Source organism: Thermosynechococcus sp. Uc (assembly GCF_029335995.1).
In the GTDB taxonomy this organism is placed as follows: Bacteria; Cyanobacteriota; Cyanobacteriia; order Thermosynechococcales; family Thermosynechococcaceae; genus Thermosynechococcus.
The window spans coordinates 12563-38246 of record NZ_JARJMS020000088.1; the positions used below are offsets into that span (position 1 = coordinate 12563).

The 25684-nt window shown below is 52.9% G+C and carries 28 protein-coding genes and 1 tRNA gene; 15 read left to right on the forward strand and 14 right to left on the reverse strand.

Annotation, left to right across the window (positions count from 1 at the left end):
* The first annotated feature begins 125 nt into the window (after positions 1-125).
* Positions 126-752 carry a hypothetical protein gene (locus P3X23_RS09510; RefSeq protein ID WP_300875925.1) on the forward strand — a complete coding sequence of 209 codons (627 nt, stop codon included), beginning with the start codon at positions 126-128 and terminating at the stop codon, positions 750-752.
* Between the two features lie 201 nt (positions 753-953).
* On the opposite strand, the gene P3X23_RS09515 is transcribed toward P3X23_RS09510, so the two are convergent.
* The 5 genes from P3X23_RS09515 to rsmH all read right to left on the reverse strand — a co-directional run bounded on the left by P3X23_RS09515 (position 954) and on the right by rsmH (position 4792).
* Positions 954-1026: transfer RNA gene (locus P3X23_RS09515), tRNA-Ala, on the reverse strand.
* A gap of 16 nt (positions 1027-1042) precedes the next feature.
* The gene (psbP, locus tag P3X23_RS09520; protein ID WP_300875928.1) at positions 1043-1594 is read right to left on the reverse strand and encodes a photosystem II reaction center PsbP; all 552 of its coding nucleotides are present in this window, start codon (positions 1592-1594) and stop codon (positions 1043-1045) included.
* 24 nt (positions 1595-1618) lie between these two features.
* Entirely contained in the window at positions 1619-3385 is a 1767-nt protein-coding gene (locus tag P3X23_RS09525) for a penicillin-binding protein 2 (protein WP_300875930.1), read from the reverse strand.
* Between the two features lie 5 nt (positions 3386-3390).
* Positions 3391-3831, reverse strand: a complete 441-nt coding sequence (locus P3X23_RS09530) for a hypothetical protein (RefSeq protein ID WP_300875933.1) — start codon at positions 3829-3831, stop codon at positions 3391-3393.
* An 88-nt stretch (positions 3832-3919) separates the two neighbouring features.
* Positions 3920-4792 (reverse strand): 16S rRNA (cytosine(1402)-N(4))-methyltransferase RsmH, encoded by an 873-nt coding sequence (rsmH, locus tag P3X23_RS09535; RefSeq protein ID WP_300875937.1) that lies wholly within the window; start codon positions 4790-4792, stop codon positions 3920-3922.
* 59 nt (positions 4793-4851) lie between these two features.
* Between rsmH and P3X23_RS09540 the strand changes: the two genes are divergently transcribed.
* The 4 genes from P3X23_RS09540 to P3X23_RS09555 all read left to right on the forward strand — a co-directional run bounded on the left by P3X23_RS09540 (position 4852) and on the right by P3X23_RS09555 (position 7979).
* On the forward strand, positions 4852-5394 hold the full coding sequence (locus P3X23_RS09540) for an Npun_F5560 family protein (RefSeq protein WP_300875940.1): 543 nt from the start codon (positions 4852-4854) through the stop codon (positions 5392-5394).
* A 163-nt stretch (positions 5395-5557) separates the two neighbouring features.
* Positions 5558-5707, forward strand: coding sequence for a hypothetical protein (locus tag P3X23_RS09545; protein ID WP_300875942.1), 150 nt, complete (start codon positions 5558-5560; stop codon positions 5705-5707).
* A 286-nt stretch (positions 5708-5993) separates the two neighbouring features.
* On the forward strand, positions 5994-6632 hold the full coding sequence (locus tag P3X23_RS09550; RefSeq protein ID WP_300875945.1) for a hypothetical protein: 639 nt from the start codon (positions 5994-5996) through the stop codon (positions 6630-6632).
* Positions 6633-6659: 27 nt separating this feature from the next.
* Complete coding sequence (locus P3X23_RS09555; RefSeq protein ID WP_300875948.1) at positions 6660-7979, forward strand: OB-fold nucleic acid binding domain-containing protein; 1320 nt, start codon at positions 6660-6662, stop codon at positions 7977-7979.
* Here the strand turns inward: P3X23_RS09555 and P3X23_RS09560 are convergent.
* Positions 7976-9226, reverse strand: coding sequence for a SufS family cysteine desulfurase (locus P3X23_RS09560; RefSeq protein WP_300876038.1), 1251 nt, complete (start codon positions 9224-9226; stop codon positions 7976-7978). The genes P3X23_RS09555 and P3X23_RS09560 overlap by 4 nt on opposite strands.
* Positions 9227-9518: 292 nt before the next feature.
* Here P3X23_RS09560 and P3X23_RS09565 point away from each other — a divergent pair, with 292 nt between their 5' ends.
* On the forward strand, positions 9519-10757 hold the full coding sequence (locus P3X23_RS09565) for a DUF4912 domain-containing protein (protein WP_300875951.1): 1239 nt from the start codon (positions 9519-9521) through the stop codon (positions 10755-10757).
* Positions 10758-10813: 56 nt separating this feature from the next.
* On the opposite strand, the gene P3X23_RS09570 is transcribed toward P3X23_RS09565, so the two are convergent.
* On the reverse strand, positions 10814-11689 hold the full coding sequence (locus P3X23_RS09570; protein WP_300875953.1) for an alpha/beta hydrolase: 876 nt from the start codon (positions 11687-11689) through the stop codon (positions 10814-10816).
* Positions 11690-11810: 121 nt separating this feature from the next.
* Complete coding sequence (locus P3X23_RS09575; protein ID WP_300875957.1) at positions 11811-12131, reverse strand: DUF1815 family protein; 321 nt, start codon at positions 12129-12131, stop codon at positions 11811-11813.
* Positions 12132-12477: 346 nt separating this feature from the next.
* Here P3X23_RS09575 and P3X23_RS09580 point away from each other — a divergent pair, with 346 nt between their 5' ends.
* The gene (locus P3X23_RS09580) at positions 12478-12909 is read left to right on the forward strand and encodes an NUDIX hydrolase (RefSeq protein ID WP_300875959.1); all 432 of its coding nucleotides are present in this window, start codon (positions 12478-12480) and stop codon (positions 12907-12909) included.
* A gap of 5 nt (positions 12910-12914) precedes the next feature.
* Here the strand turns inward: P3X23_RS09580 and P3X23_RS09585 are convergent, their stop codons facing one another.
* The 5 genes from P3X23_RS09585 to P3X23_RS09605 all read right to left on the reverse strand — a co-directional run bounded on the left by P3X23_RS09585 (position 12915) and on the right by P3X23_RS09605 (position 15810).
* Positions 12915-13631, reverse strand: coding sequence for a metal ABC transporter ATP-binding protein (locus P3X23_RS09585; RefSeq protein WP_300875962.1), 717 nt, complete (start codon positions 13629-13631; stop codon positions 12915-12917).
* A complete protein-coding gene (locus P3X23_RS09590) occupies positions 13628-14686 on the reverse strand; it encodes a metal ABC transporter substrate-binding protein (RefSeq protein WP_300875965.1) in 1059 nt (352 codons plus the stop codon). Before P3X23_RS09590 ends, P3X23_RS09585 begins: the two co-directional genes overlap by 4 nt.
* 127 nt (positions 14687-14813) lie before the next feature.
* On the reverse strand, positions 14814-15029 hold the full coding sequence (gene rpsR / locus P3X23_RS09595; protein ID WP_181494593.1) for a 30S ribosomal protein S18: 216 nt from the start codon (positions 15027-15029) through the stop codon (positions 14814-14816).
* A gap of 14 nt (positions 15030-15043) precedes the next feature.
* Positions 15044-15238, reverse strand: a complete 195-nt coding sequence (gene rpmG / locus P3X23_RS09600) for a 50S ribosomal protein L33 (RefSeq protein WP_300875968.1) — start codon at positions 15236-15238, stop codon at positions 15044-15046.
* Positions 15239-15273: 35 nt separating this feature from the next.
* Positions 15274-15810, reverse strand: coding sequence for an RDD family protein (locus tag P3X23_RS09605; RefSeq protein ID WP_300875971.1), 537 nt, complete (start codon positions 15808-15810; stop codon positions 15274-15276).
* A gap of 88 nt (positions 15811-15898) precedes the next feature.
* Here P3X23_RS09605 and P3X23_RS09610 point away from each other — a divergent pair, with 88 nt between their 5' ends.
* The 3 genes from P3X23_RS09610 to P3X23_RS09620 are packed head-to-tail and all read left to right on the forward strand — an operon-like array spanning position 15899 to position 20827.
* Entirely contained in the window at positions 15899-17674 is a 1776-nt protein-coding gene (locus tag P3X23_RS09610; protein ID WP_300875973.1) for an NFACT RNA binding domain-containing protein, read from the forward strand.
* Positions 17675-17712: 38 nt separating this feature from the next.
* On the forward strand, positions 17713-18171 hold the full coding sequence (gene psbQ / locus P3X23_RS09615; protein WP_300875975.1) for a photosystem II protein PsbQ: 459 nt from the start codon (positions 17713-17715) through the stop codon (positions 18169-18171).
* Positions 18172-18208: 37 nt separating this feature from the next.
* Positions 18209-20827, forward strand: a complete 2619-nt coding sequence (locus P3X23_RS09620; RefSeq protein ID WP_300875978.1) for a DNA polymerase III subunit alpha — start codon at positions 18209-18211, stop codon at positions 20825-20827.
* Here the strand turns inward: P3X23_RS09620 and tmk are convergent.
* The gene (tmk, locus tag P3X23_RS09625; RefSeq protein ID WP_300875980.1) at positions 20762-21478 is read right to left on the reverse strand and encodes a dTMP kinase; all 717 of its coding nucleotides are present in this window, start codon (positions 21476-21478) and stop codon (positions 20762-20764) included. The genes P3X23_RS09620 and tmk overlap by 66 nt on opposite strands.
* Before the next feature lie 193 nt (positions 21479-21671).
* On the opposite strand from tmk, the gene P3X23_RS09630 reads away from it, so the two are divergent.
* The 5 genes from P3X23_RS09630 (at position 21672) to P3X23_RS09650 (ending at position 25674) form a co-directional block, all read left to right on the forward strand.
* Positions 21672-22025, forward strand: coding sequence for a hypothetical protein (locus P3X23_RS09630; protein WP_300875983.1), 354 nt, complete (start codon positions 21672-21674; stop codon positions 22023-22025).
* Positions 22022-23137, forward strand: coding sequence for an FAD-binding oxidoreductase (locus P3X23_RS09635; protein WP_300875986.1), 1116 nt, complete (start codon positions 22022-22024; stop codon positions 23135-23137). The genes P3X23_RS09630 and P3X23_RS09635 overlap by 4 nt, the downstream gene beginning before the upstream one ends.
* Positions 23138-23170: 33 nt before the next feature.
* Entirely contained in the window at positions 23171-23281 is a 111-nt protein-coding gene (gene psbM / locus P3X23_RS09640; protein WP_298613563.1) for a photosystem II reaction center protein PsbM, read from the forward strand.
* A gap of 74 nt (positions 23282-23355) precedes the next feature.
* Positions 23356-24477, forward strand: a complete 1122-nt coding sequence (locus P3X23_RS09645) for an iron-containing alcohol dehydrogenase family protein (RefSeq protein WP_300875990.1) — start codon at positions 23356-23358, stop codon at positions 24475-24477.
* Positions 24478-25674, forward strand: a complete 1197-nt coding sequence (locus P3X23_RS09650) for an aspartate aminotransferase (RefSeq protein ID WP_300875993.1) — start codon at positions 24478-24480, stop codon at positions 25672-25674. It abuts the gene before it with no gap.
* Positions 25675-25684: the final 10 nt, after the last annotated feature.

Below are 25684 nucleotides of genomic sequence, written 5' to 3' on the forward strand. Positions count from 1 at the left end.
GCTGCCACTGCGATGGTGGTGAAACCGCCTCGGGGAAGCAGGAAGTAGCAGCAGATTCACCCATTCATAGCTAGATTTACATTGGTATGGTGCAATGGTGTCCTCTCCTTCATCACTCAAGACCAATGAGAACGCTATCCCCTCCTCAGTTCAGTGGCCGATGGTTGAGTGCAGTGGGGGCGATCGCGCTGTTGATGTTGCCTCCCCTCAAAGCGGCTGCCAATACTCCTACAGAAGACTTACCCCTAGCGGTTGCAGCGGCGATTGCCATGCCCGTCAATGAAAAACAAGTTGTGGTCAGCGAGCAACCCTCAGCAGTGGGCTTAACGGTACCCAGTCTGTGGTGGGCAGTGCAGCAGTTGGGTAACGAAGTCATTCAACGCTGGCAGGCCTTTCCAGCAATAGGGAGACCAGGGGGCAGAGTGGAAGCCTTTGTCTCTGCCGCGGCTTGGGGACGCCTGTCCTACTTACAGCGTTTTGCCCTAATCAATCAGTTGGGCAATGCCAGTCGTAGCTTTGGCTATCAGTTGATCCTGTGCGATCGCGTAGCGCGCCTTTCAGGCGATTGCCGACAGATGATTTATGGCGCCTACACCTGTCAATTTGATGCCCTACCCTTTGAATATCTGCCAGAAGTCACCGCTGCCGCAGGCAACCCAATTCCGTTTTTGCCACCCAGTACCGACCTCAACTGTCAAGTCTGGGTCAATCCCAATATTCCCGTCATGTTTCCAACCCAAGGACTTCGCTAACATCAAAAAAATCAAAAGGGGACTTGTGACAGAGGTGCTACCCTCCCTGAGGGAGCCAAGGATTGAAAGGGCTTGTCCACAGCCGCCCCTAAATTGCCCAGTGGCTCCATCGCAACGAGTTCACCCTTCCTCACTGGCTCAATGCCTATCGCCAAGAGGAACTCCAGCGGTTATTGGTTAAAAAATAATGGAATAAAGGTATGGAGAGTAGGGAACTCGAATCCCTGACCTTCGCGGTGCGATCGCGACGCTCTACCAACTGAGCTAACTCCCCGATTCTTTTTTTAATTTTAATATACGGTAAACGAGGACACGATGGTCTTAAATTGGTCTTCCACCTTTGGCCAGCGTTCTTCTGGAGCTGACACACTCAAGGTATAGACCTTGCCTCGGCTCACAACAATACTCGACAAATTGTGCCGCTGCTGAGCATTCTCCCTATCCCCCGGCAGGGTGACAGCATACTCCAGAATATAGTAGGTCTTATCATCAGCCTTTTGGGAACTAGCGGAAATTAGGGCAGAACTGCGTCCGCTTTCACTGGGGGCAATGATATTCCGCAGCAGGCGATCGCCCACCTCCTCTGGCGACCCCAATTCCTCAAGGGACTTTGTGCTCGACACAGTATTAACAACAACGCTGACGTTTTCTGTCGTTTCGATAATATCGTGAAAGACCACATCCACGGGGTCTTTAGCCTGTACCTGTACCCAGCCGCGCGGGTAGAGAAATTGATAACCATCGTAGCTATCGACATAGGCTTGGAGTCCACTGGTGGCTGAACACCCCCCCAGCAAAACCACAAGAATAGCCAACGTTGTGGCAAAAAACCGTTGAATCATACCGTCCTTTTGCACTGTTTTTCCCTATTGTGACACCGAAGCGGGTGCAGCGACGTGCCGCAATTCCTCTGGATGTGAGGGGGGAATCCCCTCAATCGTAATCAGTGACTCTGTAACCGCCCGCACAATTGGAATCGCCACTGTTGAGCCGTAGGCATCATCCCCCTTGGGTTCATCCACCACCGCCAAAATCACGTACTGCGGCTGTTCTAGGGGAAAAACAGCAACAAAGCTGGTAATACGCAAATTGCTATAGGTACCGCCAATTGCCTTTTGCGCTGTACCCGTTTTGCCCCCCAAGCGATAGCCGGGAATCTGTGCCGTCTTACCGGTGCCAGAGCGCACGACTTCTCCGAGCATTTTGATTACCGCCTGACTGGTGCGCTGCGAAAAAACCCGCCGAGGGGGACGTTGTTCAAGGCGTTTTTGCAGTTGGCCATTTTCATCGTAGAGGCCATCAATGACATGGGGAGTGACCATCTCCCCCCCATTGGCGATCGCTCCTAGCAGTTGCACTAGATGTAGAGGTGTCAGGGAAAACCCTTGGCCAAAGGCCGTCGTTGCCGGTTCAATGGGGTAATTAATAAATTGTTCTGGAGGCTTTAATTGGCCAGCGGTTTCAAAGGGGAGATCACTGCCCACCTTCTTGGCCAGTCCCAAGCGATGCAAGTAGCGATAGTAGTGGCGGGCTGGAATGCGGCTCATCATGTGCACCATGGCCACATTACTGGAATAGGCAAGAATTTGGGCAATACTGAGGGCACCCCGGCCACCCCGTTCGCTAAAATCACTGTTTTGAATGGGCCAGCCCCCCACCGTGATCCGACCCTCATCAGGCAGCACCGTATCAGGGGTAATAGCATTGAGTTCAAGGGCAATCGCAACATTGATGGGCTTAAAGGTTGATCCCGGCTCATAGAGATCCGACACCGCCCAGTTGCGAAACAGGGCTGGATCAGCACGATAGTAATAATTGGGATCGTAGGAAGGCTCTGAGACCAATGCCCGCAGTGCCCCAGTTTTCACTTCTAGGACAATGACCGTGCCCCGTTTGGCATTAAATTTGCGCAACTGCTGTTGCAGGGCTTGACGTGCCGTTTGTTGCAAACGACTATCAATCGTAAGGCGCACATGGTACCCCTGACTCAAAGCGCGTGGATCCGCAGAGGCAAGAGCCGGTAACCACTGACCCAAGGCATTCATCGAGAGAAGTTGACGGCTACTGCGAACCTGTAAAAACTCGTTTTGGCTAAACTCAATCCCCGCTTGGCCTTGATGCTCTCGATCCACATAGCCGACAATGCCCGCCATGAGGTCCTGTTGGGGATAAATGCGCTGCCACGCTTGGTTGAGTTCTAGGCCATCGTAGTTGAGGGCGCGAATTTTGGCAGCAGTTTCCTCGTCAATGTCGTAGGCTATGGGGACGCCTGTAGGATAGGTGCTGAATTTGGCCAACAGTTGCTCTGGAGATTGCTTGAGTAAAGGAGCTAGATCGCGGGCGATCGCTGGTCGCTCCACTTTGAATTGAATCGGATGGGCAAAAAGGGTAAACACTGGCCGATCTAGGGCAACAACCATCTGCCGGCGATCGGTAATTGGGTAGCGTGCCAAGGTTGGCGGGGTGTAGCGCCGTTGTTGTTGCTGTGCCCGTGCCGCTAAGGTTTCTCCCTGCACCACTTGCAAATAAACTAGGCGGGCAACCACGCCCCCCATCACTAGGAGTAAAAAGCCGAAGATCAGGCCAACCCGCAGGGGGGGCAAGGATTGGTTTTGGGGGCGAGCTGTTCTCATACCGGTCAGTAATTGACGGTGCGCTGAGGTGGGGTCATTACAGGTGGCCGCTCAAAATCTGTTTTGGCGGCAATCTTGCCCTCATTGGGCACAAAAAGAATATGTTGCGGCGTTTGGGGCACAAGACCTTGGGGCGCGCGCTGCACTTGCTGCGTCACTCGATAGCGTAGGGTTTCATTGCTCACGAGTAGCTCTCGCTCTTGCCGTTTTAGGGTTTCCAAGCGGTCATAGGCCTGACTCCACTGCTGTTCACAGAGGGCTGACCAACCATAGAGAGGAAGCACGGCCACGAGGACACCGCTGGCCGCCACCCCAGAAACCCATTGAATCCCCAGCAAAGTTTTCTGCCAAAGGGGCATCTGTGGCCTGGGGAGTGGCCGAATTTCCGTCAGAGCTGGCGATGATTGGGGAATCAATCGGGATTTGAATTTAGGGGCAGCAACCATAGACTCCAGCACTCCTCAGCAATTTATTACCCTAAAAGATTATGACCCACTGTAAAGATACCCATAAATAAACCATCATGCAGGCAATTCATGCAAAAGCACGCGTCGCAATTCGTAGCTTTGCTGAGCGCGATCGCGGGTTGAGGCTTACTTCCGCCGCATCCGCCACAATTGGTTTACGAGTCACAACCTCTAGGAGAGGATTGGCGCGCCACGCCTGCTTGACCCGGCGATCCTCTAGGCTATGGAAACTAATAACGGCAATGCGTCCTGCGGGCTTTAACCAGTGGGGCGATCGCGCCAAAAATTGGTCAAGCACTGCTAGCTCTTGGTTGACATAGATCCGCAAAGCCTGAAAAACCCGCGTGGCGGGATGAATGCGTTGCCGGGGAGAAGCTTTGAGGCAGTGGGCAACCAACTGCGCCAGTTCTTGGGTGGTTCCAAGGGGACGACGGGCAACAATTTGGCGGGCAATGCGGCGGGCAAATCGTTCTTCTCCATACTTATAGAAAATATCCGCCAGTTCTCGCTCACTGTAGTGGTTGACTACCGTTGCAGCTGTCAAAGGGTTATGGGGATTCATGCGCATATCGAGGGGGGCATCAAAGCGAAAACTAAAGCCCCGCTCTGGGCAATCCAACTGGGCAGAACTGACTCCCAAATCGGCGAGAATGCCGTCAAACATTGGCTCAGCCACAACCAGATCGGCAAAGTTGCCTTGCCAAAACTGGACGCGATCGCCAAAGGGGGCAAGGAACTCCTGAGCCGCTGCTAAGGCCATTGGGTCTTGATCAATTGCCAGTACGCGACAGGTCGGCTCCGCCCGTAATAAAAGCGCTGTGTGTCCACCCCCGCCTACCGTTGCATCCAAGTACAGCCCCCCGGCCTTGGGTTGGAGAGCCTCAACAACTGCAGTTGCCAGCACCGGTTGATGGTAGGTGGAAAATTCCAAATCTTGCATGAGCGGATCAGAAGCAGCGTAGAATTTGCCACAGCACAGTCCCTTGGAGAGTAGCCGCCGTGAACGATACTTCCTTCAACTTAGCCGATGAACTCCTAGTACGAGATCAACTCGTGCAGCAACTCTCAGAGGAACTCTATCAACTCATGGTGCAGCATCCTGAGTTATTTGTGCGTTTTTACCAAGCTCGCAAAGCCGAGGCCGCCCATGCCGAAGCCCTGAAGTTATTGCAGGCACAGGTGCAACAGGTGGAAGCACAAATCACGGCCTATCAGGAGCAGATTCTTGCCTACCAGCAGCAGGCACAAAGCCGCGAAGCGCAAATGAATGACTTGAAAGCTCAAGTGATTGAATTGAGCGATCGCAACCAGATGCTAGAGCGCGTCATTCAAGAAATGCCTGAAGTTTATCGGCAAAAATTTAGTGAGCGGCTCAGTCAAGTCAATCTTAAGATTGAAAGCCTTGAAAAAGAAAACGCCCAACTGCGTGCCGAACTGCGCAATTTGCAAGTCCTTTTGGCCGCCCAAGCCCGTCAGCAGCAGCAGGGATTTCCCTCATTACAACCAGCTCGCGTTGGCCTGATTCCCAGCTTTAATACCTAGGTGGCTAGGAATTAAATTAAAGCTTGACTGCCGCCGGTGAAGATCCGTGGGAACTCAAAAATATACTAGAGGACTTTTTCACAGAGCTTCCCCTCAAGGTCTACGCGCTGTCCGCGGCACCCTCCGCTAAAGCTCTGACCTAGAGGTGGTAGATGGATTAGCAGTGTCCGCCGCCTTGCGATCGGAGTCCTTGCAGCGGGAATTGCGTAAATTAGCTCAGGGAAGGATTCGTGGTTGGGCAAAGGGCGCTGGCCAGTTTGCAGGAACTGCTCCTCAGTGGGCCGACAAATACCATTGTGATACCGCCATTTAGCGATTTGACTCTACTCTAGAGGCTCTCTGGAAAGCAGCACAGCTATATCTACGGGAACGCAAAGGATTCGACATTGCCTCAGCAAAGGAGTGATCTGTGCTGGCTTGGTTCTTGGCCGACTTACTTGAAAGGACACCCGCTGAGCATTGCAAATGGTGGACGATCGCAATTGAACCGCCCATACCTACAATGAGAGTTTGACGGAGGCGATTCTCTTGCAGGTAGCACAGTACACCGCGCTCAAGGATCGCTGGTTGGCCGCCTTCGTAGCAGGAGGATGGGAGGATTGAAAATCCGGATTTGGTGTGCGGCGCAGCCGACGGGGGCAGAGCTGTCTGCTGATCAAGTAGTGACGCAAGTAGTGCCACTGCTGCAACAGTGTCAGGGCAGTGCCGAAATTGCGGTTTGTCCTCTTGATGCTGCGATCAAGGTTATTCCGCAGCCTGGAGTGCTTGACTATAGCCTCACCCAGTGGGCACCCTTGACCCCCGACCTTTGGCAGCAGTCTCTATCTTTGAGTTCCTTGGTTGGTCAGTGGGGGATACGGACAGGGACAGGAGGTCTCTATCAGTTACCACTGGCGCAAACAGCAAAAGGGACGCTCTTTGGCGAAATTATTGGCTGCATTGAAGGGGCATGGCAGTTACCAATCCATGCTAGCGATCGCCAGCGCCAAACTCTCTATGCCCTCGGACGACGACTGTTAGATCAGTTGCAAGCACCCGTGGGCTGCTATTTTCTGCAATTTGACTGGCAAGGAGAAGTCATCTTTGAGCGGCTGTGGCCTTTTCCCACTGTGGCCGCCCTAGCGAGTATTGGTGTGCAAACCCCCGATTGGTTGACGGCTCACTACCAGTGTTTGAGGAGGATGCCATTGCGGGATGTGCGCATTCCTGCTTGCGACACCGTACGACGATTAGAATAAAAAGCGCAGTGTGGGGACAACTGAAACGTGAAGATTGTTGGCCGGCGCCTAGTGGGTTGGCAAGCGGTCTATGACATTGGTTTGGCCGGAGATCACAATTTTCTCTTGGTCAATGGAGCGATCGCCGCCAATTGCTTTAACAAGTCTCACTCCACAGCCTATGGCTATGTGACATACCAAACAGCCTTTCTCAAAGCCAACTTTCCTGTGGAGTATATGGCGGCGTTGCTGACGGCCAACAGTGGCGACCAAGACAAGGTACAACGCTATATTGCCACCTGCCTCAGCATGGGGATTGAGGTGCTGCCCCCCGATGTGAATCGCTCGGATATTGACTTTACGCCAGTGGGGAACAAAATTCTTTTTGGTCTGTCGGCGGTGCGCAATGTGGGTCAGGGGATGATTGAGGCTATTTTACAGGCACGGGCAGAGGAGGGCGATTTTCAAAGTTTGGCGGATTTTTGTAAACGGATTACGGATAGTCGCATTCTCAACCGTCGTGCCCTTGAATCCCTAATTGCCTGTGGTGCCATGGACAGTCTCCATCCCCAGCGCAACCGCAACCAACTGATGCAGGATCTGCCCCTTGTGCTGGAGTGGGCACAGGCGCGCGCCAAAGATCGGGCGGTGGGGCAAGTGACTCTCTTCGATATGTTGGCGGGTGATGATCCAGCGCCCAGTGCACCGCCGGTTGATGATTTACCAGATGCGGAAAAGCTCCGCTACGAGAAAGAGCTGCTGGGATTTTATGTGTCGAACCATCCCCTTAAGGATATTCACCGACCAGCGGCTATGATTGCCCCCATTAGCTTGGCGGATCTGGAACAGCACACGAGTCAAGGAATGGTGAGTGTGATTGCCCTACTGACTGCACTCAAACCCATTACCACCAAGCGCGGTGAGCGGATGGCCATTCTCCAATTGGAAGACCTCACGGGTCAGGCAGAAGCAGTGGTTTTTCCTAAAGCCTACGAGCGCATTCATAGACAATTGCAGTCTGATCAGCGCCTGTTGCTGTGGGGAACTCTAGAGATGCGCGACGATCGCCCCCAACTGCTGATTGAAGATGCTGAACCCCTTGAAGAGGTGAAACTAGTGCTGGTGGATTTACCCGTGGAACAGGCAGGGGACATTCAAGCCCAAAATCGTCTCTCGGAGGTGCTCAAACAACAGGTGGGAGAGATGCCCAAGGTACCGGTGGTGGTCAAAGTAACCGACGGTTACCACGCCCAGTACGTTCGCCTAGGGCCGCAATTTCGAGTTGAGGATGCCGATCGCGCCCGAGTTGCCCTCACTGATGCCGGTTTTCACGCCCAAGCCAGTGAACTCCTCAGCCTCAAGCTCTAGGCAAAGACATCACTAAAGAAGTCAATCGCTTCCCCAAGGGCAGTAATAAACTGATCAATTTCAGCGCGGGTGTTGTAGAAATAGAGGCTTGCCCGTGCCGTGGATTGAACCCCTAAATGGCGGTGCAAAGGCTGTGTGCAGTGATGTCCCGCTCGGATGGCAATCCCCGCCTGATCAAGAATGGTCGAAAGATCATGGGGGTGAATCTCACCAACGGTAAAGCTGGCCAAAGCAGCGCGATCGCCCGACTTTGGGCCATACACTGTGACGCTGGGAAGCTCTTGGAGGCGTTCAAAGAGATAGGCCGTGAGTTCCTGTTCATAGGCATGGATGTGCTCCATCCCCCACTGGTTAAGGTAATCTACCGCTGCACCCAGGGCGATCGCCTCAGCAATGGCGGGCGTTCCCGCCTCAAACTTATGGGGAATATCGGCATAGGTGGCATGGTCGAGAAAGACATCGGCAATCATTTCGCCACCACCCAAAAAAGGGGACATTTGCCGCAGCAGCTCCGCGCGTCCCCAGAGAAAACCAATCCCTGTGGGTGCACACATTTTATGACCAGAGGCCACAAGCCAATCACAGCCCAACTGCTGCACATCAACGGGAAGATGAGGCACACTTTGGCAAGCATCCACCAGTACCCGCGCCCCCTTAGCATGGGCAAGACGGACAATCTCCGGAATCGGGTTGAGGCACCCCAGCGTGTTTGAGACATGAGCCACAGCCACCAATCGGGTGCGATCGCTCAACAGACTTTCATAGTGCTCCAGATTCAATGTTTGTTCTGGGGTGAGTTCCACAAACTTGAGGCGAGCACCGGTTTTCTGGGCAACAAACTGCCACGGAATCAAATTGCTGTGGTGCTCCATCACCGTCAGGATGATTTCATCCCCTTCCCGTAGGCTATTCATGCCCCAGCTGTAGGCAACAAGGTTAATCGCTTCACTGGCATTGCGGGTATAGACAATCTCCTCGGGATGGGCAGCATTGACAAAACGCGCCACTTTCTCCCGTGCCCCCTCGTAAGCCGTGGTGGCCTCAGCACTGAGGGTGTGTACGCCCCGATGGACATTGGCGTTGTAGCGACGGTAGTAGTCCTCAAGGGTATGGAGAACCGCCAAGGGCTTCTGGGAAGTGGCAGCATTGTCAAAATAAATCAAGGGGCGATCGTGTACCTGTCGCGCCAAAATCGGAAAATCAGCACGGCAACGGTCAGCGAGGGAGCGGCTAGGGGCGATCGTCATAGCAGTTGGCAGGGTATCAGTTACGTCGCACAATTCCTAGGGAGAGTGCAGGAATCCATCCTTTTTCACTATACTCCCTTGCCGCTGGTACCAAAAGGGATTACAAACCGCTATCGTGATCCCCATACTGCATCAATGTTATAAAATCCTGACATCTGATCTCCGCAAAGGGATAAATTGTGTATAAACTCTTAGGGGAATGTCGCAATTCCCTTGACGCTCCAAAGCTTTTTTGCCAAAGATCAAGGGCAAAGGATAGCCCTGTCTATCAACCCACGATAAGGAGGCACCCATGCCGAAAGATCGCCCCCCTTTAGAAGAAATGACATTGCGGCAGTTACGGCGCGTCGCCAGTGAACTGCAAGTACCCCGTTATAGCCGTATGCGCAAAGATCAACTCCTCGCTGCTATCCGTGAAAAACAGGCGCAAGCCAACGGATCAACCACCACCATTTCTGTACAACCTGTCCCCTCTAGCTTGGAGTCGCAAGAAAAAGTGGAAGCAGCAAAGTTTGACCTCGGTCCTGCTCAAGAGGATGTGCTTTTGGCCTCAGTGGATGAAGGCCTCGGGGATTTGCCCGGTGGCTATGGTGAAAGCCGCATTGTCTTGATGCCCCGCGATCCCCAGTGGGCCTACGCCTATTGGGATGTGCCCAACGAGCACCGCGAAGAACTGCGGCGGCAAGGGGGTCAGCAACTGGCTCTGCGGCTTTACGATGTCACCAATATCAACCTCGACAATCAAATTCCCCACAGTGTCCAGGAGTACCCCTGCGATGAGTTGGCGCGGGAGTGGTATCTACCGATTCCTGTGAGCGATCGCGACTATGTGGTGGAAATTGGTTACCGCTGTGCCGATGGACGCTGGTTGGTTCTAGCCCGTTCTGCCCCCGTTCATATTCCCCCCACCTACCCCTCCGATTGGGTCTGGGATCAATTCATTACAGTGGATTGGGACATGGATCTACGGGGCAAAACTCTCTTTGATCTGGGGGCACCCTTGGCCAGCAGCGGCGAACCCAGTCCCATTTACGAAGGCATTTTTGCCATGGCCGAAGGGGCAGAAGCACAGCGAGTGGCAGGTTCCCTGTTTGGCTCTATGCACCAAGTTCCCGGCTCCATCTCCCAGTTGCCGGCAATGGCCATTAGTTCCTATGTCTTCCCGTCTGGGGTTGGGCTATGGGCTGTGCCGACGGTTTCAGGTCTGACCATGTCGGGCGTTGGTTTCTCAGCGTCGGCAGCACCAATTCGTCCGCGCAAATTCTGGTTAGTGGCCGACGCCGAACTCATTGTCTATGGCGCTACGGAGCCAGATGCCACCGTCACGATTGGTGGGCGCCCCATCAAACTGAATCCTGATGGCACCTTCCGCTTCCAGATGTCCTTCCAAGATGGCCTCATTGACTTCCCGATCTTGGCAGTGGCAGCAGATGGCGAACAAAACCGCGCTATTCACATGAAGTTTACCCGTGAAACCCCCGAACGCCGCACCAATACCAAGGAAGAAGCAGTACTGGAGTGGCTGGCCTAAGCTAGTTGGTTTAATTGATCAACTCCCTTCCCCCTGCCTAGCGGTGGGGGGATTTTTTATGCCCGCAAAAAGGCAAGGAGTTCGCGATTCACTAGACCAGGGACTTCCTGTTGTGCCCAGTGGCCACAGTCAGGCAGGTATTTCAGCCGCCACGGCGCATGGAGCCATGCTTCGATCCCGTTGGCCAAGCTGGGTTGGGTGAGGGGATCATCCGCGCCCCAGAGAATAAGGGTGGGGCTAGTAATGGCTTCCGTGTGTTGTTGTAGTAGGTGCCACCACTGCTGGGGTGAAAAAAGATGGCGATAACTTTTAAGAACAGCAGCGATCGCCCCCGCTTTTTCCAGTGCTGCTTGATAGAGTTGGACGGTTTCTGCCGAAAAGGCAGCCTTGCGGATGGCGTAGCGTTGAAAGAGATCCTGCAAAAAACTACGCAGATGATGCCCTAGCCAGTACTCCGCCAAACCGGGAATATGACAGGCCAGCAGTGGCCAATTGCGCCAAAAATGCTCCAACTGCTGCCAGAGTTCTAGTCCCACGCGGTAGGGGTGTGGGGTATTCAAGACCGCTAAATGCTGTACCATCTGCGGAAAGCGTGCTGCCACGTGCCAAGCAATCAGGCCGCCGCAATCATGGCCGACAATATGTGCTCGTTCATAGCCCAGTTCTTGGATTAGTGCCGTTACATCTTGGCTAAGGGTATCGAGATCATAGCCGTGGTCTGGTTTTTCGGAGTCATTGTAGCCCCGCAAATCAGGCACGACAACCTTGAAATAACGAGCCAGTACGGGAATTTGAAATCGCCAAGAGTACCAAAACTCTGGAAAGCCATGCAACAAGATCACCAACTCACCGCTGCCTTGGGTGACATAGTGCAGGCGCACTTGGTTAACGCTGAGATACCGGTGTTGCCAACGAAAAGATGCTTCAGTCATCGAGGGTGGGGTCAACGTGAGAGAGGCAGCATTGAGATGCACTACTTTTAAGCTAGCACTGAAGCTCGATCCCCAGCACAATGACGGGGAAGGTTTAAGGGGCTGCTGTATCCTTATATCGTTACACCGTTGCTGGAACACTGGCTTTCTTAAGCAGATTGGCCAGTTCTTGGAGTTGGTTAATGGCTTCCGCCCCTTCTAGTTTCATAAGTTCGCGGTCATCGCGCATTTCAGTCCAAGTGATCCCATAGTCAGAGACCAAAAAGCGAATTAAGTGGTTGTCGGCCAAACTGACCATAAAGGAGGCACTGTTAAGTTCACCGCCACAGGTGTAGCAAGAGGCCATGTAGCCTTGATTTTCCAAGGCGATCGCTAGGGCTTGGAGATTCAGCACTAAGTCGCGAACAAACTGGCGGTGTTGTTCGGCTAAACGGTAAAACATAGGACAATTAACTCCACAAAGGAAATCAAATCAAGTGGTCAGAGAGCCCCAAGACAAATATTAAGACAATCTTAAGAATGTGCCATTATGTACCAATTTGTAAAATCTTATAAAAAAGATGTAAAAACGTAAAATTTGCTATAGGCGTGAGCAATCTTGATTGGGCTTCAAGCCAACGGCAACCCTCTCTAAAAATGTACCCTTACGTCCAATTCACCATGGATTGCCGTGTTGATTGTCTTTGCTCTGGCAACCTGCCACCTTTTTTAGGGGCTATGCTTTTTATTTTACTTTAAGATTGCGACTTCTAGGGTACCGTAGATCTACAGACCTATTTAGCAAGACAATGCCAGCAACAACAATTGTTCCCGTTGCCCTTGCCATTCTTTACCAAGGCGATCGCGTTCTGATGCAACTGCGGGATGACAATCCCAATATTCTCTATCCCGGCCACTGGGGACTTTTTGGTGGCCACCTTGAACCCGAAGAAGCACCGATAGACGGTGTGCAGCGGGAAGTCTATGAGGAAATTGGTTACCTCCCACCCCACCTGACCTTTTTTGGAGAGTACGGTGATCCCCAAGTGCATCGCTATATTTTCACAGGCCCTTTAACCTGTGAATTGGAAACCTTGATACTCAACGAAGGGCAGGGCATGGACTTAGTACCCTATGGTTCTGTGGTGGCGGGGGTTCACTACGCCAAGACCCTAGGGGAAGATCGCCCTTTGGGAAAGATCCATCAGCGAATCCTGCTCGATTTCTTTGCAAGAGAATAGCAAGTTTAAGCAGCAAACTGTTGAAGCACCCGCTCAGGGGTTCCTAGCCCCTGGACAGAGCGGTTCAGATACAGAACTTGATCACAGGTTGCCCTTACCCGCTCTAGGTGATGGGAAATCTGGAGAACCGCCCAACCTTCACTTGCTTTGAGGTTCTCCAATAGATCGTAGAACTGTTGCTCACTGTGAAGATCCAAACCCGCTGGAGCCTCATCCAAAATCAACAGACGACGGGGTCGCACTAAGCAATAGGCCAAGAGGGCACGCTTGATTTCACCCCCCGAAAGGGAACTCATGGGTTGTGCCGCAAGATGCTCTAGGTGCAGACGTTGGAGACTTTCAAAGATGGCGCGATCGCGCTGCTTTCGGTACTGCCAAGGCCACTGCCCCGTGGGTTTCCCCCAGCCTAAGCCGACAAATTCCGCCACAGTGATGGGAATACGCGGATCACACTGAAAGTTTTGCGGTAAGTAGGCCACCTGCTGGCGCACATAGGGGAGGGGGCGACGATAGGCCATGCCGTGTCCCAAGAGGGTTACTCGTCCCCGCTGGTAGGGGATAATGCCAAGAATGGCTTGGATCAAGCTACTTTTGCCTGCACCATTAGGACCAATAACCGCCATGTTCATACGGGGCAACAGAGTAAAAGACACCCCTTCCACTACCCAGCGATCGCCCCGCCGCACCGAGAGATTTTCCACCTCTAGTAGGTATTCACTCACAGCGCTGCCCCGAAGGGTATGTTCACCCGCATCCATGATCCCACCACAGCAATTGAATCAGGATGACGATAGGCGCGCTGTTGCGCCCCAAAAGCCTCAGCTAGATTGCGGATATTTTGCTCCATGGTTTGCAGGAAGTAGGCAGGGGTGAGATCTGCTAAAGAGGGAGCACGCTCTAGGGGATCAAATACACTCACTTGCACCCCCAAATCCTTAGCTAGGCTCTCAAAGACCTGTTCTTGACCTGGTTCAGTCAGGAGCGTTTTTAATTCACTTTGCTGTACCGCTTGCATCACCCGCTTCACATCGTCTGGGGAAGGATTAACCGAAGGGATGCCCACAAGGTAAGTAGTCTTCAAGTTGTAGCTTTCAGCAAAATAGGGAGCCACATCGTGGTAAACAACAAATGTTTTGCCGGCAAAGGGGGTGAGTTTTTCCCGTGCCAGTGTATCGAGAGCCTGTAATTTCTCAATAAAGGCCGCACTGTTTTTCTCGTAAATTGTTGCACCATCAGGATCAACAGCAGTGAGACCATCGCGAATATTTTTCACTTGCTGTATGGCGCGCTTAGGGTCGAGCCAGATGTGGGGGTTGAATTCACCGTGGTTGTGATCCTCTTGATCGTGAGCGTGGTCGTGTTTGTGGTCATGATCCTGCTGTTTGCTGGCAATAGTCGCCACTCCCGCACTGGTATCAATAATCTTGAGATCAGGGTTGGCAGCATTTTCGATGAGTTTATCTAGAAAGGTTTCCATCCCTAGGCCATTTTTAACCAAGACCCTTGCGGTGCTCAGACGCTGCACATCTTCAGGCCGCGCTTGAAAATCATGGGGACCCGTGTTATGGGGTAAAAGTTGCTCTACGGTGGCGCGATCGCCCGCAACTGCTTTCGTAAAAGCCGTAATGGGCAAGAAGGTCGTCACAATTATCAGCTCAGGTTCTGGCTGGGTTACCTTTTGTGCCTGTGGTCGTTGGGCTTGGGGGGCACAGCTGCCGAGAAACACACCAAGAATGACCAAAACTCCCCAAGGCTTTAGAGTAGGGCGAATGGGCATAGGCAAACAGGTGAATGATAACCATTCTCATATTTGCACATTGAGTAAGGGAGGGCAAGCAAAAATAAAGGGGCAAGCCTAGACTTACCCCGTTTAAGCTCTAAATATGAAGGGCGATCGCGAAGTTTTAGCCTTCAAGATTCAAGAAGGGCAACAGGGCCATAATCCGTGCTCGCTTAATGGCGACTGCGAGCTGCCGCTGTTGTTTAGCCGTCAGACCCGTCACCCGCCGCGGCAAAATTTTACCGCGCTCGGTAATAAAGCGGCGGAGTAAATCCACGTCTTTGTAGTCGATGGGCTGGTTGGGGGGAATGGGGGAAACGCGGCGCCGATAAAATGCCATAGTTCTCCTCTAAGTTACTTGATTTCTTTGTGAATGGTGTGCTTGTTGCAGTAGCGGCAGTACTTTCTGAGTTCTAACCGTCCTGTGGTGGTGCGGCGATTCTTAGTGGTGGTATAGCGAGACACGCCGGGCGATCGCTGTGCCGGATTTGTGCGACATTCCGTGCACTCTAGGGTAATAATAATTCTGGCGCCTTTTGCTTTAGCCATGGTTTTGCCTATTCATCCAGTGAGCCAATTTTTAATTATGGCAGATCTTTGCGGATTTTGCTCACCAGTTGGATGAGTTTGCGATCAAGGGCAAAGCCCCGCCGACAGCGATAAACCTTTGTCCCCCCCAAGCGATCGTGAAGCGTGCGGTGCTCTTCATCAATCCAAGCCAAGCTACAGTCCACAGCTAGGGGCAGTGCCAAAATAATTAGTGCCATACTTGGTCCATGGGACTCCACCCCTGCTAAGGTCAACAGTGCCCCCACGCCAATCACCAGTTCTCGCTTGCTGAGGGCAAGGAGATCCGGAGTGCGCTGCCGCTGATCTAAAAGGCGCACATTCATCAACCAATGGCCGGGACTTTGACCCCGATTGCGATTGACCATTGCCACCCGCAACAGCCACCAGACCAGAGCAAAGACGGCAATTTGACCCCACTGAATGGCTGCGCCCGGCGTGATACCGACAACACTCGTCAGCCAGATCAAGATAAAGTCAATGGTTGTGGCGATCGCCCGTCGCCAAGGCTGAGCTAGCGGCAGGGAAGGGGGATACTGACGGGAAAGTGCCATGACGAAAACGCGGTGGCAATAGGCCAGAGAGTGGCTAGACTAGTATAGCTTGATGCCGATGCTCTCAAAATGTTGCGGAGTTTAGACGGTGCAACCCGTTGACTTGACCACCTTACGTGCTGTTTGTGCCGATCTCCAACATTGGCTACCGGCACGGTTAGAAACAGTTTATCAGCGCGATCGCCATACGATTGCCTTGGCTCTACGCACCCTGAAAAAACAGGGTTGGTTAACCCTCAGTTGGCATCCTCAGGCGGCACGCATCGCCTTTGAACCACCGCCGCCGCGCCAACCCGACACATTTACCTTTAGCCAGCAACTCCATGCCCAACTCAATCGCCTTGCCCTTGTGCGCGTGGGGTTGGTCAACCCGTGGGAGCGCGTCGTTGTTTTGGAATTTGCCCCCCGTCCGCAGGAAGCAACCCAGTGGTATCTCTATGCAGAGATCATGGGCAAGTACAGCAACGTCATCCTAGTCAATGCGGAGGGCGAAATTGTAACCGCTGCCCACCAAGTCAAAGCCCAACAATCGCGCTTGCGCCCGATTCTAACCGGTCAACCCTACGTGCCCCCACCCCCCCTGACATCAGCCCTGCCCAGTCGCGAAATTTCCTTTGAGCAGTGGCAACAACAGGTGAGCGTGATCTCTGGACTGCTGCGGCAGCAACTCCTCAAGGCCTATCGAGGACTCAGTCCAGCCTTAGTACAGCAACTCCTGATGGATGCCGCTGTGTCCCTAGAAAGCCACACTACAGACCTCACTCCTGAAGCGTGGCGGCAACTGTTTGACCATTGGCGGCACTGGCTGGATTGTTTAGAAGGCGGGCATTTTGTACCTCAACTCACGCCAACGGGCTATCGCGTTATCCCCCCCCTGGGGAGTCGGATGCCGCCGACCATAACCATCCATCAGCTCCTTGCCACCTATTACCAAGAACAATTGCGGCAGCAGCAAACACGGCAACTTCAGCAACGGTTACATCAAGCGGTACAGAACCAACGCCAGAAACTCCTTGCCAAGATTGAGGGCTTTCGAGAACAATTGGCCGCTGCGGCCGGGGGCGATCGCCAGCGCTATCTTGCGGATCTACTGATGGCCCATGCCCATTTGTGGCAGCCCGGCATGACCGAACTGATTGTGACGGACTTTGTCAGCCAAGAACGCCTTGCCATTGCCCTCTCTCCAGAAAAAAGCGCAATCCAAACCGCTCAAGAGCTGTACAAGCAACAGCAAAAACTGAAACGCGCCCAACAGCACATTAGCCCTCTGCTGACGGCTGCAGAAAGTGAACTGGCCTATTTAGACCAGGTGGCGGCCACCCTTGCTACGGCCACCTCCTTGGATGTCCTTGAGGAGATTCACGCCGAACTAATTCAACAGGGGTACCTGACAGCTCCTGATTACTACCGCCCCCCCACAACCCCCAGTCCTTTCCTCCGCTACACAACACCGAGTGGCTTTACTGTTTTGGTGGGGCGCAACAACCGCCAAAATGACGATCTGACGTTTCGGGTGGCCAGTCCCTACGACTGGTGGTTTCACACCCAAGAAATTCCCGGCAGCCATGTGATCCTCCGCCTTGAAGCGGGAGAGGTGCCCAGTGACAAAGATATTCAATACGCAGCGGATTTAGCAGCTTACCATAGCCAAGCCCGCGCCAGTGCCCAAGTCCCCGTGGTTTATACGCGCCGCAAGTATGTGCAAAAACCCAAGGGCGCCAATCCGGGCATGGTGATCTACGATCAGGCAACAGTGGTGTGGGGGCATCCCCTCAACGCCAAGGATTACCCTTCAGATTTGCCCCAAGGGGGCGAGCAGCTTCGCTGCGCTAGGGGCGATCGCAGCGGGATCATGGCAGAATAGAACCGTATTTTAATGACACCTTTGACTGCTGAGGTTCTATGCTGCGCCTAAATCGAAACTCCCTAATTTCAATCCTATTAAGTGTTCTTGCCATTATTTTAGTTGGCTGTGGCGGTCCTAGTGCCACAACGACACCGCCCCCTACCTATACTGAGCTGCAAATTACTCGCATTCAAGACTACCGGAGTGACATTGAGAAAAACGCTGAACGCTTTGCTGATTTAGAGGTCAGCATAGCCAAGGGAGATTGGCAAGAGTCGCGCAATATTATGCGAGGCCCCCTCGGCGAAATGTTGATGGATATGCGCGCTCTCAACCGCAACCTCTTGGCCAAGGATCAGGCGACCCCGATGGCTTTGACCCGTGCTCTGACCAATGACTTTCTAAAGATTGATCAGGGGGCAGAGCTGGATAGTATTACCGTGGCTCAAGAGGGTTTCCGAGAGGCGGAAGCGGACTTTAGAGCCTATCTCAACAGCTTGCCTAAGTTGTCCTAAGTTTTCCACCGGTTGCTAAGGGGAATCTCCATTGCCTATGTCCTTTGTCGGTCTGCATATTCACAGTGATTACAGTCTCCTCGATGGGGCGAGTCAACTTCCCGACTTAGTGGCACGGGCAATGGAATTGGGAATGCCGGCGATCGCCTTGACGGATCATGGGGTAATGTATGGCGCCATTGAACTGCTAAAGTTGTGCCGCGGCAAGCCCCTCAAGCCTATCATTGGCAATGAAATGTATGTGATTAACGGGGACATTACTAAGCAGGAACGTCAGCCCCGTTATCATCAAGTGGTCTTAGCCAAAAACAAGCAAGGCTACCACAATCTATGCAAGCTCACCACCATTTCCCATCTTCAAGGTTTTCAAGGCAAGGGAATTTTTGCTCGCCCCTGCATCAATAAAGAATTGTTGGCGCAGTACCGTGAAGGCCTGATTGTTACCAGTGCTTGTTTGGGTGGCGAGATTCCCCAAGCCATTTTACAGGGCAAACCTGATTTAGCTCGCCGTGTTGCCCAGTGGTACAAAGAAACCTTCGCTGAGGATTTTTACCTTGAGATTCAAGACCACGGCAGTCAAGAGGATCGGGTGGTCAATGTGGAACTGGTGCGCATTGGCCGTGAGTTGGAAATCAAAATTATTGCCACCAATGATTCACACTTTATTTCCTGTAATGACGTTGAAGCCCACGACGCCTTGCTCTGTATCCAGACCAACAAGCTGCTCACCGATGACAAGCGGATGCGCTATACCGGTACGGAGTACCTGAAATCCGCTGCTGAGATGGCGCGCCTGTTTCGAGATCACTTGCCCGAAGAGGTCATTCAAGAGGCCTTGGCAAATACCCTCGAAGTGGCCAACAAGATTGAACCCTATAACATCTTTCGTGAACCCCAAAGTCCAGAGTTTCCAGTACCTGCGGGTCATACGGCGGATACCTATCTAGAGCAGGTGGCGTGGCAGGGGTTATTGGAGCGATTTCACCTCAGCGATCGCCGGCAGTTAGATGCCACCTATCGGCAGCGACTGGAATATGAATTAAAAATGCTGCAACAGATGGGGTTCTCGAACTATTTTCTGGTGGTTTGGGACTACATCAAATATGCCCGCGATCACAACATTCCCGTCGGACCAGGCCGGGGATCAGCAGCAGGTTCCCTTGTGGCCTATGCCCTGCGCATTACCAATATTGATCCTGTACACCACGGCTTACTGTTTGAGCGGTTTTTGAACCCTGAGCGCAAGTCAATGCCCGATATTGATACGGACTTCTGTATTGACCGCCGTGAGGAAGTAATCCAGTACGTCACCGAAAAATATGGGAGCGATCGCGTAGCGCAAATCATCACCTTCAACCGCATGACCTCAAAGGCAGTGCTCAAGGATACAGCACGGGTACTGGACATTCCCTACAAACAAGCGGATCAAATGGCAAAGTTAATTCCGGTGGTGCGGGGCAAACCGGTCAAATTGGCAGTGATGATCTCCGAGGACACGCCTTCGCCGGAGTTTAAGGAAAAGTACGACAGCGATCCAGTTGTGCGCCGTTGGATTGATATGGCAATGCGCATTGAGGGCACCAACAAAACCTACGGCGTCCATGCGGCTGGCGTCGTCATTGCCCCAGAACCCCTAGATCAACTGGTGCCGCTGCAACGTAATAACGATGGTGCGGTGATTACCCAGTACTTCATGGAAGATCTAGAGTCCCTTGGCCTTCTCAAAATGGACTTTTTGGGTCTGAAGAATCTAACGATGATCCAAAAAACGCAGGAATTGATCCAGAAAAACCACGGCAAAACCCTTGATCTCGATGCATTACCCCTCAACGATGCCAAGACGTATCAACTCTTGGCGGAAGGCAAACTGGAGGGCATTTTCCAATTGGAATCTTCAGGGATGCGCCAAATTGTCCGAGAACTTAAGCCTTCCAATTTAGAGGACATTTCTTCAGTGCTGGCGCTCTATCGGCCGGGTCCTTTGGATGCAGGTCTGATCCCCAAATTCATTGACCGCAAGCATGGGCGGGAACCCATTCAATACCAACATGAGCTTTTGAAGCCTATATTGAGCGAGACTTACGGAGTTCTTTGTTATCAAGAGCAGATCATGCGGATGGCGCAGGACTTGGCAGGCTATTCCCTAGGTCAAGCGGACCTGCTGCGCCGCGCCATGGGCAAAAAGAAAAAAGAGGAGATGGAAAAACACGAGGCTCTCTTTATTGAAGGAGCGGTCAAAAATGGTGTACCCAGTGCAGTTGCCCAAGAACTCTTTAAGCAGATGCTCGATTTTGCTGAATACTGTCTGAGTGGCGAGACGGCGGTGATGACGGTGGAGTATGGGGCTGTGCCCATTCGCCGCTTAGTGCAAGAACGGCTGGCTTGTCAGGTGTATAGTCTTGATTCCCAAGGGCATCTATATACCCAGCCCATTGTCCAGTGGCACTTTCAGGGTTTTCGTCCCGTATATGAATATCAACTTGAGGATGGATCAACCATTTGGGCAACACCAGATCACCGCTTTATGACCACCGCTGGCCAGATGCTACCCATTGAGCAAATTTTTCAGGAAGGACTAGAGCTTTTGCAATTAGCGATCGCCCCGCCGCAAACGTTCCTTCAAGGTCTCAAACCAGTGGTGCAGATGAGCTGCTAGGCAATTTTGAATGGCTTCACTCACCTGATCGAGGGGTTGATTGGCATCCATCCGCTGCCAGCGATCGCCCCCCTCCTGAGCCAGTGTCATAAATCCCTGACGAACCCGCTCATGAAAGGCCACTGCATTCTGCTCCAAGCGATCCGCAGTTCCCCGCTGCTGGGTACGGGCCAGGCCAACCCTCACGGGGAGATCTAACCAGAGAATTAAATCTGCTGCCAGTCCACCCGTGGCCATTTGGTTAATTTGCTGAATCATCTGCAAGTCCAGTCCCCGCCCATATCCTTGGTAGGCAATCGTCGAAGCAGTATAGCGATCGCATAGAACAATACCCCCCCGTTGCAGTTGCGGACGGATGCCAGTGGCCACGTGTTGGGCGCGATCAGCGGCATAGAGGAGCAGTTCCGCCATAGGATCAATCTCTAAATCGCTATGGAGGAGGAGTTGGCGCAGGCCTTGGCCAAGGGGCGTTCCCCCCGGTTCACGGGTGAGGAGCAGGGGCGGATCAATGTCAGAGGCTCGTAATTTTGCCAGCCAGCCACTTGCCTCTAGCCATGCAGCAATTGCCCCCATTTGGGTGGTTTTGCCGGCACCCTCTCCCCCCTCTAGGACAATAAACAAACCAGCGTAAGGATGGGCAGAAGAATGCATGAATCCAGCGATTTAGAGGCAAGGTTTGATATAATCGCGGCATCCTGCCAGTCCTTTGCAGGGCACCCTACAATGGGGGTAGCGCTTCATTCCCTGTCGATTTGTAAAAATATCAGCAGTAACGACACCCCATCTGTTCTGTGATTACACTAGAACCATTGTTCGCGAATTACTAGTTTACCACTTGGCGGTTATGGCTCGATATGCTCGTGTTGTTACGATTGCACTCCCTCGGGCACGGCTAAAGGAAGAGCTGGTGCAAACTCTAGAAGCCTGCGATTTAACAGTGACCCATGTGGGGGATGATTATGTTGTCGCACGGGAGAGTGCGCTCGATACGGTTTCAATGTCCCAACTGGTAACGGTTGAAGTGCTCATTGACAAAACCACGCCCCAAAGTGATGTCACCAAGTTTGATCTGGTGCTTAAAAATAAAGAACTGACCCTGAAGAAAAATAACCACTGCTTTGAATGGTTTGATCGTTTGAGCCGCGCCATTGCCGAAAATGAAAACTGGGAATTGGTCAATACGGTCGCGACACTGTGACAGTGCTGCCAGCAAATGCAACAGTAACAATTCTGGGTGCCGGAGTCGTTGGCTCGGCAATTGCCTACGAACTTAGTCGGGCGTTTGATCCTGCGCAAACGCCGATTCTTGTCCTTGAGGCGCAGGGAGAAGAGGACTGGCAAGCCACCGGTGCGGCTCTGGGTGTGCTCATTGTCCACCTGAGTCGGCGACGACGCGGACGTAATTTTCAACTGCGGCAAGCCAGTTTAGCGCGTTATGAAACCCTGATTCCGGAGCTGGAAGCACAAACAGGGGTTAAGATTCCCTACCAGCGCCAAGGTATTATTGAAATCTGCACCACGGAAGCAGAGGCGATCGCCACCCGAGCATGGCTACAAGCAGAGGCTCCCCAAGGGGTGCAGTGGCTTTCTCCAGAAGAAGTAGAGCGTCAATTGCCACTGATCAATACTCGGCTTGTTCACGGCGCCCTCTGGGCAACAGGCGATCGCCAAGTGGCGCCAAAGCCCTTGACTCAGGCTTTGCGGCAAGCGGCTCGTCAGCGTGGCGTGTGGTTTGCTTATCACAGTCCTGTCAGACATCTCCAGCGATCGCCCCAAGGGGGGTGGATTCTGAACCTAGATCAGACCTCCTTTGAAACTGAATACCTGATCTTGGCGGCGGGTCTAGGGACAACGCCCCTTGCTCAAACCCTCGATTCCCCTGTCACTGTGCAACCTGTTCTCGGTCAAGCCCTAGAATTTGCCTGTGAGACTTATGTCAATACGCCAGTGATGACAGCGGCAGGAATTCACTTTGTCCCCTTGCCTTGGGGACGAGTCTGGGTGGGTGCCACTGTCGAGTTCAACACCCAAACCGGGAATCCGCAAGCACTCGCTCAACTGCATGAACGAGCCATTGAGCTTTGGCCGATTCTGCAAACAGCGCCCCTGACGCAACAGTGGCAGGGACTGCGACCTCGCCCTAGCGATCGCCCGGCACCAATCATCGAACAAACAGACGCCCACACTTGGCTGGCCACTGGCCACTATCGCAATGGGATTCTGCTTGCTCCTGTCACCGCCCAAACAATTGCCCAGTCTGTGAGTGCGACCTTGGCGATGAGGAATCGCCGCAGTGAGGCAAAGGATTGATAAAATAAAGTTCAGCGTTGTGGGATAAATACCATGGAAGTCAATCCTTTCGGCTTAGTGGCAACGGCTCTGTTTGTCATCGTGCCAACGGTGTTTTTGATTATTCTGTACGTACAAACGGAAAGTCAGCAGAAAAGTAATTAAGATAGATCTCTATGGCAAGAGCAAAAACTGCTCTATTGTGCCCGAGGATCAAATAATCATTGTTTGTACGGCCTGTGACTGCTGCTTCGTTTTCATCCCTTTGTGTTGCACCTACCCATATCTATCGCGGTTGGTCAATTGTCTCCCAAGCAGGAGAAGCCATTGCGCAGTTGGGGCGGCGTCCCCTTTTAGTGGTTTCACCGCGGCGGTATCAACAGCTTGAGCCGGAGTGGCAGGCGATCGCCCGCTCCCATCATCTCACCCTTACCGTGGGAACATTCCATGGTGAGTGCAGTGAACCCACCCTTGCCCAGCTCCGCCAAGAGGCCCAAAGCAGCGATCTGATTATCGGCATTGGTGGTGGTAAAGCCCTAGATACCGCTAAACTTTTGGGGCATCAACTTCACTTGCCCGTGGTAACCATTCCTACATCAGCAGCCACCTGTGCTGCTTGGACAGCCCTTTCCAATATCTATACAGAGGCCGGTGCCTTTGCCTACGATGTAGCACTCCGCCGTTGCCCAGATCTGCTGCTGCTGGACTACGCCCTAATTCAAACAGCGCCTAAGCGAACACTGTTGGCCGGTATTGGCGATGCCCTTGCCAAATGGTACGAAGCTTCGGTGAGTAGCGGTCATCGCCAAGAAACCCTGATTGTTGCTGCTGTACAGCAAGCACGGGTATTGCGTGATATTCTCTTGCAGCAGTCTGCGGAAGCCTTGGCCAATGTGGGCAGCCCCGCTTGGGAAAATGTGGTTGATGCCAGTGTTTTGATGGCAGGGATGATTGGTGGATTGGGAGGCGCCCAATGCCGAACAGTTGCCGCCCATGCAATCCACAACGGTCTCACCCAACTGCCCCAAAGCAAAAGCACGCTCCACGGTGAAAAGGTGGCCTACGGCATTCTTGTGCAACTGCGTTTGGAAGAAATTGTCCAAGGCAGTCAATTGGCCGCTAGCGCTCGCCACCAGCTTTGCCAATTTTATGAACAGGTGGGCTTGCCCCTGAGTCTAGAGGACTTGGGCTTTCAAGAGGCCAGCTTGGCACAACTCCAACACGCTGCCACGGTTGCCTGTATGCCCCACTCCGATATTCACTATCTGCCGTTTCCGGTGACGCCTGATCTGGTACTAGAAGCAATGGTATCCACGCTGGTCGGTTACAGCGCCAAAGTTTTGGATGGGAGTGCCCGCTAAATGGGGTTAGAGTGGATTCAGCCGGCTGATCGCTTGGGAGCATTGCCACCCTATGTGTTTGCCCGCCTCGATGAACTGAAGCTAAAGGCACGGCAGCAGGGACTGGATTTAATTGACTTGGGTATGGGCAACCCCGATGGCGCCGCCCCTCGTCCAGTTATTGAAGCAGCGATCGCCGCCTTTGAGGAACCTAGCTACCACGGTTATCCCCCCTTTGAAGGCACAGCCGTTTTCCGTCAAGCCATTACCCGTTGGTATCAGCGGCGCTACAACGTCTCTCTTGATCCCGATGGTGAAGCTTTACCCCTGTTGGGATCAAAAGAAGGACTGACGCACCTTGCTTTGGCCTATGTGAATCCGGGGGATGTGGTACTTGTTCCTAGCCCGGCCTATCCGGCTCATTTTCGTGGTCCTGCGATTGCCGGAGCCACCATCTATCCCCTCATTCTCAAGCGAGAAAAAGGCTGGCTCATTGATCTGAGTGAGATTCCCAGCGACATTGCCCGCCAAGCCAAGGTTTTGTACTTTAACTACCCCAGCAATCCCACAGCAGCGATCGCCCCCCGTTCCTTTTTTGAAGAGATTGTTGCCTTTGCCCGCGAATACCAAATCCTCCTTGTGCATGACCTTTGCTACGCGGAGCTGGCCTTCGATGGCTATCAACCCACTAGCTTACTGGAAATTCCTAATGCCAAAGATATCGGCGTTGAGTTCCATACCCTCTCAAAAACCTACAATATGGCAGGTTGGCGGGTTGGCTTTGTGGTGGGTAACCGCCACATTATTCAGGGCTTGCGTACGCTGAAAACGAATTTGGACTATGGGGTTTTTTCGGTTTTACAGAAGGCGGCAGAGGTGGCACTGAGTTTACCCGATAGCTACATTGCTGCTGTGTGCGATCGCTATCGCCAACGGCGTGATTTTCTCATCCAAGGCTTAAATGAACTGGGTTGGCAACTGACGCCGCCCCAAGCCACCATGTATCTGTGGGTACCCGTACCAAGGGGCATGAGTTCCACCGATTTTGCCCTAAAGCTACTTCAGGAAACGGGTGTGGTGGTGACCCCGGGAAATGCGTTTGGCGAAGGGGGAGAAGGATATGTGCGCATCAGCCTCATTGCCGATCGCGAGCGTTTGGGTGAAGCCCTCAAACGCATGGCTCAAGCCAATATCCGCTTTGATAGCTTAAGTCGCTAACAGTCTCAAG